The sequence below is a fragment of the Rhodoferax sp. genome (assembly GCF_028714215.1).
GTDB lineage: Bacteria > Pseudomonadota > Gammaproteobacteria > Burkholderiales > Burkholderiaceae_C > Rhodoferax.
Genome location: NZ_JAQTMS010000051.1, coordinates 1 through 15674, shown reverse-complemented (window position 1 = coordinate 15674; position 15674 = coordinate 1). Strand labels below are relative to the sequence as shown.

At 61.7% G+C, this 15674-nt stretch carries 15 protein-coding genes; 9 read left to right on the top strand and 6 right to left on the bottom strand.

Features of this window, described 5'->3' with window-relative positions; genetic code table 11:
• Positions 1-16: 16 nt before the first annotated feature.
• Both PHS32_RS18985 and cysE read left to right on the top strand, forming a co-directional pair.
• The gene (locus PHS32_RS18985; protein WP_301080672.1) at positions 17-784 is read left to right on the top strand and encodes an RNA methyltransferase; all 768 of its coding nucleotides are present in this window, start codon (positions 17-19) and stop codon (positions 782-784) included.
• Positions 785-793: 9 nt separating this feature from the next.
• Positions 794-1567, top strand: coding sequence for a serine O-acetyltransferase (gene cysE / locus PHS32_RS18980; RefSeq protein WP_301080671.1), 774 nt, complete (start codon positions 794-796; stop codon positions 1565-1567).
• Positions 1568-1638: 71 nt separating this feature from the next.
• Here cysE and mog read toward each other — a convergent pair whose 3' ends face one another.
• Positions 1639-2250 carry a molybdopterin adenylyltransferase gene (gene mog / locus PHS32_RS18975; protein WP_301080670.1) on the bottom strand — a complete coding sequence of 204 codons (612 nt, stop codon included), beginning with the start codon at positions 2248-2250 and terminating at the stop codon, positions 1639-1641.
• Entirely contained in the window at positions 2247-2870 is a 624-nt protein-coding gene (gene yjgA, locus PHS32_RS18970) for a ribosome biogenesis factor YjgA (protein WP_301080669.1), read from the bottom strand. Before yjgA ends, mog begins: the two co-directional genes overlap by 4 nt.
• A 23-nt stretch (positions 2871-2893) precedes the next feature.
• On the opposite strand from yjgA, the gene pmbA reads away from it, so the two are divergent.
• On the top strand, positions 2894-4300 hold the full coding sequence (gene pmbA, locus PHS32_RS18965; RefSeq protein WP_301080668.1) for a metalloprotease PmbA: 1407 nt from the start codon (positions 2894-2896) through the stop codon (positions 4298-4300).
• Between the two features lie 5 nt (positions 4301-4305).
• Here the strand turns inward: pmbA and PHS32_RS18960 are convergent, their stop codons facing one another.
• The 4 genes from PHS32_RS18960 to cobA all read right to left on the bottom strand — a co-directional run bounded on the left by PHS32_RS18960 (position 4306) and on the right by cobA (position 7450).
• A complete protein-coding gene (locus tag PHS32_RS18960; protein ID WP_301080667.1) occupies positions 4306-4767 on the bottom strand; it encodes a GatB/YqeY domain-containing protein in 462 nt (153 codons plus the stop codon).
• A gap of 153 nt (positions 4768-4920) precedes the next feature.
• Positions 4921-5133: a 30S ribosomal protein S21 gene (gene rpsU / locus PHS32_RS18955; RefSeq protein ID WP_011465162.1), complete on the bottom strand. Its 213-nt coding sequence runs from the start codon at positions 5131-5133 to the stop codon at positions 4921-4923.
• Positions 5134-5282: 149 nt separating this feature from the next.
• The gene (locus PHS32_RS18950) at positions 5283-6539 is read right to left on the bottom strand and encodes an NAD(P)/FAD-dependent oxidoreductase (RefSeq protein WP_301080666.1); all 1257 of its coding nucleotides are present in this window, start codon (positions 6537-6539) and stop codon (positions 5283-5285) included.
• 104 nt (positions 6540-6643) lie between these two features.
• Positions 6644-7450, bottom strand: coding sequence for a uroporphyrinogen-III C-methyltransferase (gene cobA / locus PHS32_RS18945; RefSeq protein ID WP_301080665.1), 807 nt, complete (start codon positions 7448-7450; stop codon positions 6644-6646).
• 206 nt (positions 7451-7656) lie between these two features.
• Between cobA and PHS32_RS18940 the strand changes: the two genes are divergently transcribed.
• From PHS32_RS18940 to PHS32_RS18915, 6 genes are all read left to right on the top strand, one after another.
• On the top strand, positions 7657-8553 hold the full coding sequence (locus PHS32_RS18940) for a dienelactone hydrolase family protein (protein ID WP_301080664.1): 897 nt from the start codon (positions 7657-7659) through the stop codon (positions 8551-8553).
• Positions 8554-8661: 108 nt separating this feature from the next.
• Complete coding sequence (locus tag PHS32_RS18935) at positions 8662-9450, top strand: ZIP family metal transporter (RefSeq protein WP_301080663.1); 789 nt, start codon at positions 8662-8664, stop codon at positions 9448-9450.
• Between the two features lie 232 nt (positions 9451-9682).
• Entirely contained in the window at positions 9683-11068 is a 1386-nt protein-coding gene (locus PHS32_RS18930; RefSeq protein WP_301080662.1) for a cytochrome c, read from the top strand.
• A gap of 384 nt (positions 11069-11452) precedes the next feature.
• Positions 11453-12424, top strand: a complete 972-nt coding sequence (locus PHS32_RS18925) for a hypothetical protein (RefSeq protein ID WP_301080661.1) — start codon at positions 11453-11455, stop codon at positions 12422-12424.
• Positions 12425-12437: 13 nt separating this feature from the next.
• Entirely contained in the window at positions 12438-14330 is a 1893-nt protein-coding gene (locus PHS32_RS18920) for a cytochrome C (RefSeq protein WP_301080660.1), read from the top strand.
• Positions 14327-15674, top strand: a 1348-nt coding sequence (locus PHS32_RS18915; RefSeq protein WP_301080659.1) for a cytochrome c3 family protein, incomplete at its 3' end; no start/stop codon positions are given. The genes PHS32_RS18920 and PHS32_RS18915, both read left to right, overlap by 4 nt.

The following is a 15674-nucleotide window of genomic DNA, read 5'->3' as shown; positions in this document are numbered from 1 at the left end:
CCCGTTTTTCGAGCTCATGCAAACACGTTTTATCCTGATCCATACCAGCCATGCCGGCAATGTGGGGGCCGCTGCCCGCGCCATGAAAACCATGGGTTTCGATGACCTGGTGCTGGTGGCGCCGCGCTGGGCCAACGTGCTGCGCCGGGAGGAGACGATACAGCGCGCCAGCGGAGCCCTGGATGTGCTGAAGAACGCCCGTATCGTCGCCACGCTGGACGAGGCGCTGGAGGGCATGACGCATTTGTGCGCGACGGCCATGACGCCGCGCGATTTTGGTCCCCCCACGCTGGCGCCGCGTGCGCATTTTGAGGCACTGTCGAGGGCCGACCAGCCGGCGCAGGGGGGCGTTGCCTTCCTGTTCGGCTGCGAGCGTTTTGGCATGTCCAATGAAGACGTATACCGCTGTCACGTGGCCTTGAGCATACCCAGCAACCCCCAGTTTGGCTCCCTCAATCTGGCGGCCGCGTTGCAGTTGATTGCCTACGAGTGGCGGCTGGCGCTGGGCGGCTACGCCGTGCAGGCGGCGACGGCAGCGCCGCACTTGGCCGATGCGGCGCAGTTGGCCGGCATGCTGGCGCACTGGGAGCAGGCCCTGGTCAGCATCGGTTTTCTGGACCCGCAGGCGCCCAAGAAACTGATGCCCAGGCTGAACCAGTTATTCAACCGGGCCGCGGTGACCCAAGAAGAAATCCACATTCTGCGCGGCATCGCCAAGATGATGGACCGCAGCGCGAAAGCACCTGACCCCACGCCGGCAGCAGGTACACCCTCAAGAGGCTAGACTTGGCAAATGTTTTCCAGACTACGCTCCGACATTCAATGCATTCTTGACCGCGATCCCGCGGCGCGCAGCCGCTGGGAGGTGTTGACTTGTTATCCGGGTTTGCATGCCCTGGTGCTGTACCGGCCGGCCCATTGGTGCTGGACGCATGAAATGAAGTGGCTGGGCCGTTTCATTTCGCACATTGCGCGCTTTCTCACGGGCATCGAAATCCATCCCGGCGCCAAGATTGGCGAGCGGGTTTTCTTTGACCATGCGATGGGCGTGGTGGTGGGCGAGACGGCTGAAATCGGCGACGGTTGCACCATTTACCAGGGCGTCACGCTGGGCGGTACCTCGCTCTACAAGGGTGCCAAGCGCCATCCCACGCTGGGGCGCAATGTGGTGGTGGGCGCCGGGGCTCAGGTGCTGGGTGGCTTCACGGTCGGCGATGGCGCCAAAGTGGGCTCCAACGCGGTGGTCACGAAACCGGTGCCGGCCGGCGCCACGGCGGTCGGCAACCCGGCCCGCATTATTCAGGCCGAACTGGATGTCAAGCGCGAGGAGGCCGCCTCCAAAATGGGGTTTTCAGCTTACGGCGTGACGCAGAACGACGATCCCCTGAGCCAGGCGATGCGGGGTTTGATCGACAATGCGGCGGCGCAGGAGCACCAGATTGCCATGTTGTGGCAAACCATCGACAAGCTCTCAAAACAACGCCAGGAGCCCGACTGCGTGCCCGGTGACGCCGCCCGCAGCGAACACTTCGAGGCGGAGAAGTTGAACCAATTGGTGGGTAAGTAAGTCGGTTGGGCAACACCCACGGTGTCATTGCGGCCCCGGATCAGGTCCGGCATGACAAAAAACGGGTGGTCTCAGGTCGCCGGCGCGGGTCGAATGGCCGCCTTGGGCCGGAACGCCTGGCACACGGCCGCTACCGTTTCCAGGTACGGCCCGCCGATCAGGTCTATGCAGTAGGGCACCGCGGCAAAGATGCCGGCCATCAGAAGCTCGCCGTCGCGCCCGCGCAGGCCTTCCAGCGTTTCCTGAATCGACTTGGGCTGCCCCGGCAGGTTGATGATCAGGGTTTGATGGCGGATCACGGCCACCTGGCGCGACAAAATGGCGGTCGGCACGAACTTCAGGCTGATCTGCCGCATTTGTTCGCCAAACCCCGGCATTTCCTTGTGCGCCACCGCCAGTGTGGCTTCCGGTGTCACGTCGCGCAAAGCCGGGCCGGTGCCGCCGGTGGTCAAGACCAGGGCGCAATGGGCGTCGACCAGTTCAATCAAGGTGCGGCTGATGGTGGCCTGTTCGTCCGGGATCAGTCGGGGCTCGAATTGCAAGGGGTTCTTCAGGGCGCGGCTTAGCCAGTCCTGTAAGGCCGGCAGGCCTTTGTCGACGTAGGCGCCACTGGAAGCTCGGTCGCTGATCGAGACGATGCCGATTTTGATGCTGTCGAAGGCAGGGCTTGCCGCAATGGTCATGATGCTTCGTCCGTTTCGTCTTCGGTCGCCAATTGTTCGCGAACGATCTGGAAAATATCCCGGTAGGCACGGCCATGGCGCACCGCCGCGCCGGGTTTCTCAGGTTTGGCGTCTTTTCTGGCTTGGCGAATCAGTGCCCGCAGTTGCTGTGCATCGGTATCCGGGCACTTGCTGACCCACTCGCCGAAGGCGTCGTCATCGGCCAGCAGACGGTCACGCCAGGTCTCGGCCAGGTGCAGCACCAGGTTCTCATGCGCCGAGCCGCTGTGTTGTTCGGTCAAGGCGGCGCGCACGGTTTCCAGCACCGCCGGATCGACCAGACGCATCAGCTTGCCGATGAACTGCATCTGGCGGCGCTTGCCTTCGAAATTGGTGATGCGTTTGGCTTCCAGCACGGCGTCCTTGAGCTTTTCGCTCAAGTCCAGCCGCGCCATCAGGTCGGGACGCAGCGTCAGCAGGTCTTCGCCGAGCTTTTGCAATTCAGTGCTTTCGCGTTTCAGGTCGGTGCGGCTTTGTTCGTCGGTGCCTTTGAGTTCGCGCTTGAGTTCCAGATCGCGCTCGCTGCCCTCGGCGACAAACTCACCTTTGACGAAATAGCCTTTTTTTAGTTTACGTGACATAGCCAAGTATCATAGCCTCCGATATGAAGAAACCTACTCGCCTCTCCAACGCCCCGTCGGCCCAAGCCAAAGCCGACAGTGGCTTCAGCTACAGCCGTCCTTTCTTTGAGGAACTGGTCGACACGGCCCTGGCGCAAGCCAAAAAACTGGGCGCCACCGATGCCGGCGCGGAGGCCTCCGAGGGTTGCGGCTTGAGTGTCTCAGTGCGCAAGGGTGAACTGGAAAATGTGGAACGCAACCGCGACAAATCGCTGGGTGTCACGGTCTATGTGGGGCATCGCCGTGGCAATGCCAGCACCTCGGATTTTTCCCGGGCGGCGATTGAACAGACGGTGCGCGCTGCCTACGATATTGCGCGCTTCACCGCGGAAGACCCGATGGCCGGTTTGCCGGATCTCCAGGATGTGGCACCGCCGTCCGAACAGCGTACCGACCTGGACCTGTTTTTCCCCTGGGCTATCCGCAGTGAGGCGGCGGCGGAGTTAGCCATGCGCTGCGAGGCGGCGGCGCTGCGCACCGACAAGCGCATCTGCAACAGCGAAGGTGCCAGCGTGTCGGCGCAGCAATCGCATTTTTTCAGTGCCCACACCCACGGTTTCCGGGGCGGCTACGCCAGCTCGCGCCACTCCTTGTCAGTGTCGCCGATTGCCGGCAAGGGCGCCGACATGCAGCGCGATGCCTGGTACAGCTCGATGCGCAACGCCGAGGAATTGGCCTCCCCCGAGGCGATCGGGCGCTATGCCGCCGAGCGTGCCCTGAGCCGTTTGCATGCGCGCAAGATTGCCACGCGCGAGTGCGCCGTGCTGTTCGAGTCGCCGCTGGCCGCCGGTCTGCTAGGCAACTTCGTGCAGGCCATCAGCGGTGGATCGTTGTACCGCAAAAGTTCCTTCTTGCTCGATTCGCTGGGCAAACAGGTGCTGGCCAAACACATTGATGTCACCGAAGACCCGTTTGTCAAGCGCGGCAAAGGCAGTTCGCCGTTCGATGACGAGGGGGTCCGGGTCAAGGCCCGGCAGGTGGTGCAGGCCGGCCGGGTCCAGGGTTACTTTCTGGGCAGCTATTCGGCCCGCAAGCTGGGCATGAAAACCACTGGCAACGCCGGCGGCTCGCACAACCTGAGCCTGACTTCACGCTTGACCCGTGCCACGGACACGCTGGACGCGATGCTGGAAAAACTGGGCACCGGCCTGTTTGTGACCGAGCTGATGGGCAGCGGCGTGAACTACGTCACCGGCGACTACTCGCGTGGCGCCAGCGGCTTCTGGGTGGAAAAAGGTCGTATTGCCTATCCGGTGCACGAAATCACCATCGCCGGCAACATGAATAGCATGCTCAAAGGCATTCTGGCGGTGGGGGCCGACACCTACAACTACGGCACCAAGACGGTGGGCTCGATCCTGGTTGACCGCATGACGGTGGCGGGGAGCTGAGCTAGCTAGCGCGACAAGGCGGCTTTGACGGCGGCCGATACCTGTCCCATGTCGGCCTTGCCGGCCAGGCGGGTCTTGACCGCTGCCATCACCTTGCCCATGTCGCCCGGACCGGCGTCGCGGCCCAACTCGGTGCTCAATTGGGCCACGATGGCGCGCACTTCGGCGGCCACTTCCTCGCTGCTCAGGCGCTGCGGCAGGTAGGCCTCCAGCACCTTGATTTCAGCGCTTTCCTTGTCGGCCAGGTCCATCCGATTGGCCTGCGTGAAAGCGGCGACCGAGTCCTTGCGCTGCTTGATCAGCTTGTCGACGATGGCCACCATGGCGACGTCGTCCAGCACGACACGCTCATCCACTTCTTTTTGCTTTGCCGCGGCCAGCAGCAGACGGATGGTCCCCAGGCGCTCGCTGTCCTTGGCGCGCATGGCGGCTTTCATGTCTTCGGTGACTTGTTCTTTGAGTGACATTGAAGGTGCTCCTAGTTAAGAACCCGGGTCTAATTATTGACGCGCAGGTTCCAAGTTCGTTCGGAAATAAAAAAAGCCCGCCTGAGCGTCCTCGGCGAGCTTGTTTTGATCGGTCGGGGACAGGGCTAAAGGCCTGTCCCGCAAGGTCTCAGGTCAATACATCTTCTTGGGCAACTGCATGGCCCGGATGCGCTTGTAGTTGCGCTTGACGGCGGCCGCTTTCTTGCGCTTGCGCTCGGCGGTCGGCTTTTCGTAGAACTCGCGGGCACGCAAGTCAGTCAAAAGGCCTAATTTCTCGATGGTGCGCTTGAAGCGACGCAGCGCTACGTCAAAAGGTTCGTTCTCTTTTACACGGATGGTTGTCATTAAATAATGTTGTCCAAAATATGCAGACTTCAGCCAAAGGAAGATCGGGCCTTTTGACGGATAGCGTGCGATTTTCCCCGCTAAAAAGGTGATCAGGCAGCGGGGGTTTGCCAGCAAAGCCTTGGATTATAGCGGTGTTGTGGCCGAATTCAATGCCTGTTGGACAAGTCTGGCCGCAACGTGGCTGCCAGACCCTGGGCGCAGGCATGGGCGCTGGACCAGGCCCACTGGAAGTTGTAGCCGCCCAGCCAGCCGGTCACGTCCACCACTTCGCCGATGAAATACAGGCCCGGCTGTTTCGACTCCAGGGTCTGCGAAGACAGATCACGGGTGTCGACGCCGCCGGCGGTGACTTCGGCTTTGGCGTAACCTTCGGTTCCGCTGGGGGTGATCTCCCAGCTTGAGAGCCGTTCGGCCAGCGCCGCCAGGGCTTTGTCGCTGGCCTCGTTGACCGGGCGCTGCCAGTTGTGGCCGGCACGGTGGTCTTGCTGGACCCAGCAGTCGGCCAGGCGTGACGGCAATTGGCTGGCGAGTTCGTTGGTGATCAATTTTCGGGAACTGGTTTTGGCGCGTGTCAGCGCTTCCTGCAGATTGCAGTCGGGTGCCAGATTGATCCGGATCGGCCGGCCGGCTTGCCAATAGCTCGATATTTGCAGCACGGCCGGGCCGCTCAGGCCGCGATGGGTGAACAACAGGTCTTCCTGGAAGGCGACCTTGTTCTTTCGCTCGCCGACCTCGATCCGCACCGGCAGCGACAGTCCGGCCAGTTGCGCATAAGGAGCCCAAGCTTCGCCGCCAAAAGTCAGGGGTACCAGGGCCGGCCGTGGCTCGACGACGCGAACACCAAACTGGCGGGCGATGCGGTAGCCGAAATCGCTGGCCCCGATCTTCGGGATCGACAGGCCGCCGCTGGCGATCACCACGGCGCGGGTCTGGACAAGCCCGCGATCGCTGTCGATTTCGTAATGGCCGCTGCCTGCCGTTGGCGTATCGGGGGTCCAAACAATGCTTTTGACGCTACAGGGCTGCCAGCGCGTGACCTGCCCGGCAGCGCATTCGGCCAATAGCACGTCGATGATGTCTTGCGCCGAGCGGTCGCAAAACAGCTGGCCTTTGTGTTTTTCGTGGAACGCCACGCCATGGCGTTGCAGCAATTCGGTGAACTGGCGCGGCGTGTAGCGCGATAGCGCGGAGCGGCAAAAATTCGGGTTGTCGCTCAGAAAATTGGCGGCGCTGCTGTCGCGGTTGGTGAAGTTGCAGCGGCCGCCGCCCGAGATCCTGATTTTCTCGGCTACCTTTTCGCTGTGGTCCAGCAGCAGCACCTTGAGGCCTGACTGCCCCGCCAGCCCGGCGCAAAACAGGCCGGCAGCCCCGGCTCCGACAACAACGACGTCAAATAAATGCATGGCCGGCAGTGTAGACGCAGCGTCCCTGAGGCCTTGTGCCCGGCGGCTTCAACGGATCGGATTTTGACCCGGAAAAAAGTGGCCGGGTGGCAGCGTTCGCTGGGTCAGCCAAGCTGCGCCCGGCGCTGCACCGACGTTGCCGACAACTGCGCTGCGGCCAGGCCGCGCAGCACGTTGCCGACCACGATCACGCTGGGGCTGCCCAGTTGTTCCTGCTCGATCGTGCGCTGCAATTGGGCCAGGGTGCAGACGGCGTGACGCTGCTGCGCCAGACTGGCATTTTGGACCACCGCCACCGGTGTATCGCCGGGCAGGCCGCTGAGCAACTGGTCCTGGATCCGGCGCGCGCTGCTGACGCCCATGTAGATGACCAGCGTCAGTTTGGCGTTGTGCGCCGCGGCGGCCAGTGCTTTCCAGTCGATGTCGCTGGCGCCGCCCTGGGCGTGGCCGGTGATGAAGATGACGCCGTGCGCGTGTTCGCGGTGCGTCAGCGGCACACCCAGCGCGGTCACGGCCGCCAAGCCCGAGGTAATGCCGTTGACCACGGTGACGTCGATGCCCGCCGCCTGGAGGTGTTCCAGCTCTTCACCGGCGCGGCCAAAGACCAGGGGGTCGCCGCCCTTCAGGCGTACCACGGTCTCGCCGGCGCGCACCGCGGCGAGCATGAGTTTTTCTATGAACGCTTGCGGCGTGGAGCGGCAGCCGCCGCGCTTGCCGACGTGGACAATGCGAGCCCCCGGTGCCGCACAGGCCACAATCTCGTCGCTCACCAGATCGTCCACCAGCAGCACGCTGGCGGCTTGAATTGCCTTCAGTGCCTTGAGGGTCAGCAACTCGGGATCACCCGGCCCGGCACCCACCAGGGTGCAGCTGCCGAGGCTGTTTTTTTTCAGATGATTGCCGCTGTCCATGGCCCCATTGTCGGTGAAGCTTGATGACTTTGGGCCATGAGCTTATGCGTTTTCCGATGCATTGGCCGCGCTGGCCGAGGCCATTTTCCGGGACCGTGGCAAGGGTGGCAGCGAGTCCAAAAAGTCGCTCCCGCCACGCCGATTCGATTTTTGCGATTAAATAGCGCGCTTCGCCAACTTCATTTTTACCGACCGGAGGCTACTTTATGCTTTGCGATGACCTCACGATTGAATTCGATGCCCTCGTTCCCGGCCAGACTACCGAGCAGGGTGCCACCCGCCGCACCGCCTTGAAGGTGGCTCTGGGTGTCGGCTATGCGGCGGCGACCATGCCCATCATGGCGCAGACGGCGATCAAGACTTCCACTGAAGGACTGAAATCGGGGACCGTCAATTTTGAAGTCGCCGGCTTCAGCGTGCCGGCTTATTTTGCGGCTCCGGCCGGGAAAACCAACTTGCCGGTGGTATTGGTGGTACAGGAAATATTTGGTGTCCACGAGTACATTGCCGACACTTGCCGGCGCTTTGCCAAGGCCGGCTATCTGGCCATTGCGCCCGAGTTGTACGCGCGCCAGGGCGAGCCGGCCAAGTACACCGACATGGCCAAATTGATGGCCGAGGTGGTGGCCAAGGTACCCGACGCCCAAGTGATGGCCGACCTGGATGGCGCCGTCAAATGGGCTGGTGCGCATGGCGGCGACCTGGCCAGGGTGGCGATCACCGGTTTTTGCTGGGGCGGCCGTATCACCTGGCTGTATGCGGCGCAGGGTCCGGTCAAGGCGGCGGTGGCCTGGTATGGCCGGCTGGTCGGCGCCAACACCGATCTGACGCCGAAAAACCCGATCGACCTGGCCGCCGTCATGCGGGCGCCGGTGCTGGGTCTGTACGGCGAAAAAGACGGCGGCATCCCACTTGACACGATTGATAAGATGAAGACTGCGCTGGCCAGCGGAACCGCGGCTTCGAAGGCGGCGCAGTTTGTGGTGTACCCTGACGCACCCCATGCCTTCCATGCCGACTATCGCCCCAGCTTTCGCCAGGGGCCGGCAGAAGACGGCTGGCGGCGCTGTCTGGAGTGGTTCAAGGCGAATGGGGTGGTCTGACAAAGCATCTGCGGTGCGGCAACTGCCGCCCGATTTGCCAGCCGCCGCCAGTGGGCGGCTTTTTTTTATCTGCGGGCTCCGGCCCGACCGGAACAAGTGTGGAATGCCATGATTTTGATGACGATTTTGATCGGTACCTTGGCCGCCGGCATCGGCAGCGTCTGGTTGGCGGCGCTGCTGAGCTTTGGCATGCTGGGGCGCTACACGCAGCACATGCTGAGTCTGGCGGCCGGGGCCTTGCTGGCCACCGCCTTCATGCACTTGCTGCCGGAAGCCTTCGAAGGGCAGGTCAGTGCCCATAACCTGTTTCTGACCCTGCTGGTGGGTCTGGTCTTTTTCTTTTTGCTGGACAAGGCCGAACTGTGGCACCACGGGCACGAGCATCACCACGACCATGAGCATGATCACGGTGAAAACCCGCCTGCCCACGGTCACGCACCCAGCGCCGGTAGCTGGGCCGTGCTGACCGGGGACAGCGTGCACTGCTTCGGCGACGGGGTGCTGATTGCCTCGGCTTTCATGGCCGATCTGCGCCTGGGGGTGGCGGCCGCGCTGGCGGTGCTGGCGCACGAGGTGCCGCACCACATGGGGGATTTGCTGGTCTTGCGAAGCGGTGCCGGCAACCAGCGAGCGGTGGCCTTGCTGAAGGTTTCACTGGCCGGTGCCGTGACCGCTTTAGGTGGCCTGGCGGGCTATTGGCTGGTGGAACAGTTGCAGGACTATCTGCCCTATTTTTTGGTGGTGGCGAGCAGCAGCTTCATCTATGTGGCGCTGGCCGATTTGATTCCGCAATTGCAAAAACGCCTGACCGCGCGCGCGACGCTGGCCCAGATCGCCTGGTTGCTGGCCGGCATCGGGCTGGTGACCCTGGTCAGCGGCTTGGCGCACGCGCACTAAAAAAAAGAAAAATCGGCCGGCCCGCGGCGCCGCGAGCAGGGCCTGAACCACGCCTTCAGGCTTCGCCCAAGCCGGGTTCAAGCAACAAAACTTACCGAGCGTTACGGCGACCATTAAGCGGCACTTAAGGAATGCTGCCTACTATCGAATCCGGTTCAACGAAGTTCAGTCCTGAATGCCCGTTTGGACAAATCAACACCTGAATATTTCGACAACACAAAGGAATTCGACCATGAAAATTGTCAAATCGCATTTCACACTCGGCTTGATCGCCGCCGCCGTGCTGACCCTGACCGCCTGCGGTGGCGGGGGCAGCAACAGCGCTGCTTCAAATATCAACTCGGCAGTGCCCATGACCAACAAGACCATCACGGTCATGGACGGACTGATTCAAAACGCCCTGGTTTGCGTCGACAGCAATGCCAACGGCGTTTGCGACGCCACCGAGATTCAAGGGCATACCGACGCCATGGGCAATGTCACGCTGGCCATCCCGACCGCGGATCTGGCCAGTGCGCAACTGTTGGCCGAAATCAAGGCCGGCGTTGCGACCGACAAGGATACCGGCGCCATCAAGACCAGCTACACCTTGCAAACCCCGGCTGGCACACTGGATGTGGCCAACCCGGTCCTCAGCCCCCTGACCAACATGGTGCAAGTCAAGATCAACGCCGACCGCGCCGCTGGCATCAGCACCAGTGTCGCCGAGGCCGATCGCTTTGTGATCAGCCAACTGGGCTTGAGCACAACGGGGGCCACGGCAGTTTCGGCGTTCGACAACTTTGTCGCCAGAAGCGCCCAGGGCAGCGCCGAGCATAGCAAGGCGGGTGAACGCGCCCACCTGCTGGTGGTCAGTACCCAAGCCTCCATCACGTCGGCCAGCAAAGGCAGCGACAGTTCGGGCGCCGGAGACAACAGTGCCCACAGCATCGAAACCCGGGTCGAAAACAACTTGCTAAGCCAACTCTCCAACATCGGGACGGTTTCCAATATTGTTGAGCACAGTGCTTGCGCCAGCAACAGCACCGGCAACGTGGCCCATGATTGCCAAACTGAAATTGACAACGAAGTCCACAATGACCACCTGGACCAGGTAGGCTCCGGTAGCACCGACAGCCACGGCACTACCGATACCTCTGGCAGCACAGGGGCCACGGACGGCACCGGCAGCACAGGCACCACCGGCAGCACAGGCACCACCGGCAGCACAGGCACCACAGGCACCACCGGCACCACCGGCACCACCGGCACCACCGGCAGCACGGGCAGCACGGGCACCATGGGCACCATGGGCACCGCAGGCAGCACGGGCACCACGGGCACCACAGGCACCACGGGCACCACGGGCACCACGGGCACCACGGGCACCACGGGCACCACCGGCGGGGTCGCTTCTGCCGCGGCGCTGGCTGGAAAGTCACTCTACGGCATGTACTGCGCAAGCTGTCATGGCACTGCGCCCAACTTGGACGGTTTCGTCCTGAAAGGTGCCAACTCGTCGGTGACCATCTCCAATGCGATCTATGCGGTCCCAAGCAAGTCCATGGGCCAACTGAGTGGACTCAGCGCTCAGGACCTCGCCAACATCGCCGCTTACCTGGCCACTCCCGGGATTTGATGGTGACACGCCATGCGGCCCGGACTGCCGCATGGCGCAGCAGGCCTGCCCACAAGGCACCGGATGCACAAGCGATAGCGTGACCACGCTGCTGGCTTGTGCAGATTGCCACCGCACCGCGGTTTCGCCCCTGGGGCGACCGGGCTGTGGAGGCCGGGGAGCGGGTTCGCAGATGAGCGCCGAGCAAGCGCCGTCCACTGCTCCGGCAAGGCTGAAAAATCAGGTTGCTCGTTGTATACTTGGGAAAATTTCCCTAAAAGTGTATTTTCATGCATCAACTTACAGAGAGTTACGTACTTCATTAAGCTTTACTTAAGGAAGACTGTTTAGCATCAAACAAAGTCAACTAAACACCCGACTGAACACCCAATTCCTATCCCTACCATGACTACCAGCACAGAAATATTGTTCCCGCATGCCATGGGGACTCGGGATGCCGAGTTTCCGGATTCGGTTCTGATGGGCACGCGCCAGCCTGACGCTGCTGCGGCGCCGTTGGACAAGGAGCGCAGCTTTAGCAGTTCCCTGCCGGTCGACGTCATGGTTTATCTGGTGATCACGGCCTTGGTGCTGGCGGTTTGGCAGTTCAGCAAGATGGGCTATTTTCAAGCCGGTGACGACACCGGTTACTGGCTGGGCGTGGCCGGCGGTACCATGATGGTTTTGCTGTTTAGTTACCCCTTGCGCAAGCATTTCAGTTTTTCCAGAAACTGGGGTCGCGTCAAGTGGTGGTTTCTGGTTCATATGGTGCTGGGTGTCGGCGGCCCGCTGCTTATCCTGCTGCACTCCACCTTCCGGGTCGGCTCCCTGAATGCCGCCGTGGCCATGTACAGCATGGTGGCGGTGGCGGTCAGCGGCGTGATCGGCCGCTTCATCTATGCCCGGGTCAACCGCGGCCTGCACGGGGAAAAGGCGAGTCTGCGCGATTTGCAGACGCGGGCCGGTTTGGAGGAGGCGGATGCCCGCTCGCGGCTGGCGTTTGCACCTGAAGTCGAGGCCCGCCTGATTGCTTTTGAGCAACGCGAACTCAAAGCGCGCGTCGGCTGGTTCACCTACACGCGGCAGGTTTTCTGGCTGCCGCTGCAACAGTGGTTGACCTACCGTCGTTGTGTTGTCGATTTGCGGCTCAGCTTGCGAACCCTGGCGCAGCAGCAGAATTGGAGTCACAATAATCTGTTGACGCGGGAAAAGTATTCCGGAAAACTGGTCTGGCAGTATCTGCAGGCGGTGACCCGTGTCGCGCAGTTCACCGCCTATGCACGCCTGTTCTCCTTGTGGCATGTGGCCCACATCCCGTTTGTCTATTTGATGGTGATCAGTGCCGTTGTGCACGTGGTTGCGGTGCACGCCTATTGATGTGGGGAACGGGTTGACGCAGTGGCTGTCGCTAATCCTCTTTCGCCAGTTTGGGAACTGGCGCGCGGGCCTGATCCTGGCATCAGGCCTGTTGCTGTGCGCAACGGGCGCCTGGTCGCAGGGGATCGAATCGGTGGTGGCGCCGGGAAAGTTGATCCAGGGGCACGCCAAGTGGGAAGACGATTGCAAGCAATGCCACGTCAAGTTCGACCGCAAGGCGCAGGACGGTTTGTGCATGGATTGCCACAAGGAAGTCGGGGCCGACGTGCGCGCTAAGTCCGGCTTTCACGGCAAGAGCAAGCCGCAGGCCTGTCGCACCTGCCATACCGAGCACAAGGGGCGCGAGGGTCGAATTGTGCAACTGGATCAAAAACAGTTCGATCACGCACTGAGCGATTTTGCGCTGCGCGGAAAACACCAAAAGACGGAGTGCGTCAAATGCCATCTGGCCGGCAAGAAATATCGCGCCGCGGCGCAGGAATGCAACGCCTGCCATAAGAAAGACGACGTTCACAAAGGGGCGTTGGGGGTGAAGTGCGCCAGTTGCCACAACGAAAACGGCTGGAAGGAAGCCAAGTTCGACCACGACACGGCGCGGTTCCAACTGACCGGAAAACATGTGGATGTGAAATGCGCCGACTGCCACAAAAACACCAACTACCGCGAAACCCCTCGCACCTGCTTTGGCTGCCATCAAAAAGTGGATGAGCAAAAAGGTCACAAAGGGCAGTTCGGAGAAAAATGCGAAACCTGCCACGGCACCAAGCTCTGGAAGAACAGTATTTTCAACCACGATACCGACACCAAGTACGCACTGCGCGGCAAGCACGGCAGCACCAAGTGCGTGAGCTGCCATAGCGGCAAGCTCTACAGCGTCAAGCTGGCCAAGGAGTGCTACGCCTGCCACAAGAAGGACGACAAGCACAAGGAGTCCCTGGGCAAGGATTGTGCAGCTTGCCACACGGAAAAGAACTGGAAGGAGTCGCCCAAGTTCGACCACGCCACCTCCAGTTTCCCGCTGCTGGGCAAACATGCCAAGACCGAATGCAAGGAGTGCCACAAGAGCACCATGTTCAAGGAGGCGCCCAAGGAGTGTCTGGGCTGCCACAAGAAGGACGACAAGCACAATGCCACGCTGGGAGAGAAATGTGCTGATTGCCACACTGAAAAAGAGTGGAAAGCGACCCAGGGACGGTTCAGTCATGACCGCACCAAATTTGTTTTGCGCAACGCGCATGCAAGGGCTACTGTCAAATGCGATGCGTGCCACAAAGACCTGAGCAGCTTCAGAAAAACGCCGCTGGATTGCCTCAATTGCCACAAGAAGGACGATAAGCACGAGGGTCAGCTGGGTCAACAATGCGACAAGTGCCACGGCGACCGCGACTGGAAAGTGCCTCAATTCGACCACGGGCTGACGCGCTTCCCGCTGCTCGGCAAGCATGCTCCGCTGGAGTGTGTCAAGTGCCACAGCGGGGCGCGCTTCAAGGACGCCAGGATCGCCTGCGTGGCTTGCCACGTGAAAGACGACAAACACAAGAAGACCTTGGGTCCGGACTGCGGGCAGTGCCACAATGCCCGCAGCTGGAAGGATTGGAATTACGATCACGATACCCGCACCAAGTTTGCCCTGGATGGCAAGCACAAGGGAAAAGCCTGCGCTCTTTGCCACACCACGCCGACCGAAAATCGGGTCGCGGTGTCGGCCCAGTGCTTCAGTTGCCATCGCAAGGATGACATTCACGAAGGCGGGTTTGGCCGACAGTGCCAGCAATGCCATGTCACGTCTTCATTCAGAACCCTGAAGCAAAAAACCGGACGTCAGGACAGCGGAACCAGCTCCACTGTGCTGCCACCGGGTATTTCCGTTCGCTTGTCTCAGCTCCTACCGAGGTCACCATCATGATTAACCCAACCAAGCTGGATTCGGCGTATCGCAAGTTTTGCGCACTGGCATTCACGCTGATGTGCCTGTGTCTGTTGCTGAACATGTCGGCCGCCAGGGCCCAGGCCAACGCGGTGTTTGATCATGCCGCGACCGCTTTTCCGTTGTTGGGCGCGCATGAGCAGGTGCGTTGCGAGACCTGCCATATCAAGGGAATTTTCAAGTCGACTCCGCGCGAGTGCGTCGGCTGCCACGTGGTGAACAATCAGCGTGGGGCGATCGCCATGCCGTACAAGCATATTCAAACCAGAAACAGTTGCGACAGCTGCCACAACGTCAGCTCTTTTGGCGCCGTGCTGTTCAACCATTCGTCGGTGGGGCCGGGCGCCTGCTGGACCTGCCATGACGGCAACCGGGCCAAGGGAAAGTCGGCGAGCCACCTGGCAACCACCTTGTCCTGCGATGCCTGCCACTCTTCGGTGTCGTTCGTCCCGGTGCGGCGCTTCCCGCACGCGACGCTGGGAGGAGACACCAGCACCTGCGCCACCTGCCACGATGGCAGGATCGCCACGGGCATGCCGGTGAACCATCTTCCGCGCAGCAACCCGGCACAGTGCGGTAGTTGCCACCTCGCCTCGACCCAGACCGACTTTGTCAGTTTCTCGGGTGGCAGGATGGACCACACCGGAATCACCAGTGGCTGCGCCGATTGTCACGGTCCGTCGATCACCGGGGGCATGTTTGCCGGTATCAGCAGCATCGTTGTGATGCCGCCCACCGCGCCCGCCGGACCGAGCTCGCATATTCCGTCTTCCGTGGTCTGCGAGAGCTGCCACCTGGCGTCGACCCCCACCGGTCTGGTGGATGCCAATGCCGGGCGCAGCCCTCCGGGCAGTGGCTTTGCCACCCCGGCACCGACCAACGCACAGATCCATGCCGGCGTTACCGGAGGCTGTTCCAACTGCCACGAAACCAACTTCACCTGGATGGGTGTCTCTGCGTACCCGATCGCACCCAGCACCCTGGTCCCCAAGGCGCAATACCTGGGTTTCCAGACGCGGCCCAAAGCGGCGGCCGGGACGTACAACGTGGCCGACCCGGCGCACCCCAACAGCGGCGATTGCTCGCAATGCCATACCAACACCAACTACTTCTCGGTTGAAGAAGCCAAGCCGGCCAACCACATCCCGACTTCCAGCACGGCGCAGTGTTCCGCTTGCCACACGTCCAGCGACTATGCGGTCATGCCGACGCTGGCCAATATCCACGCCAATGCACCCAGCACGACAGCCAACTGCGCGCAGTGCCACGGCAGCGCGGCGGCCAGCTTTGCCATTCCGGCGGCCAACTTCAGCATCGTCGGGA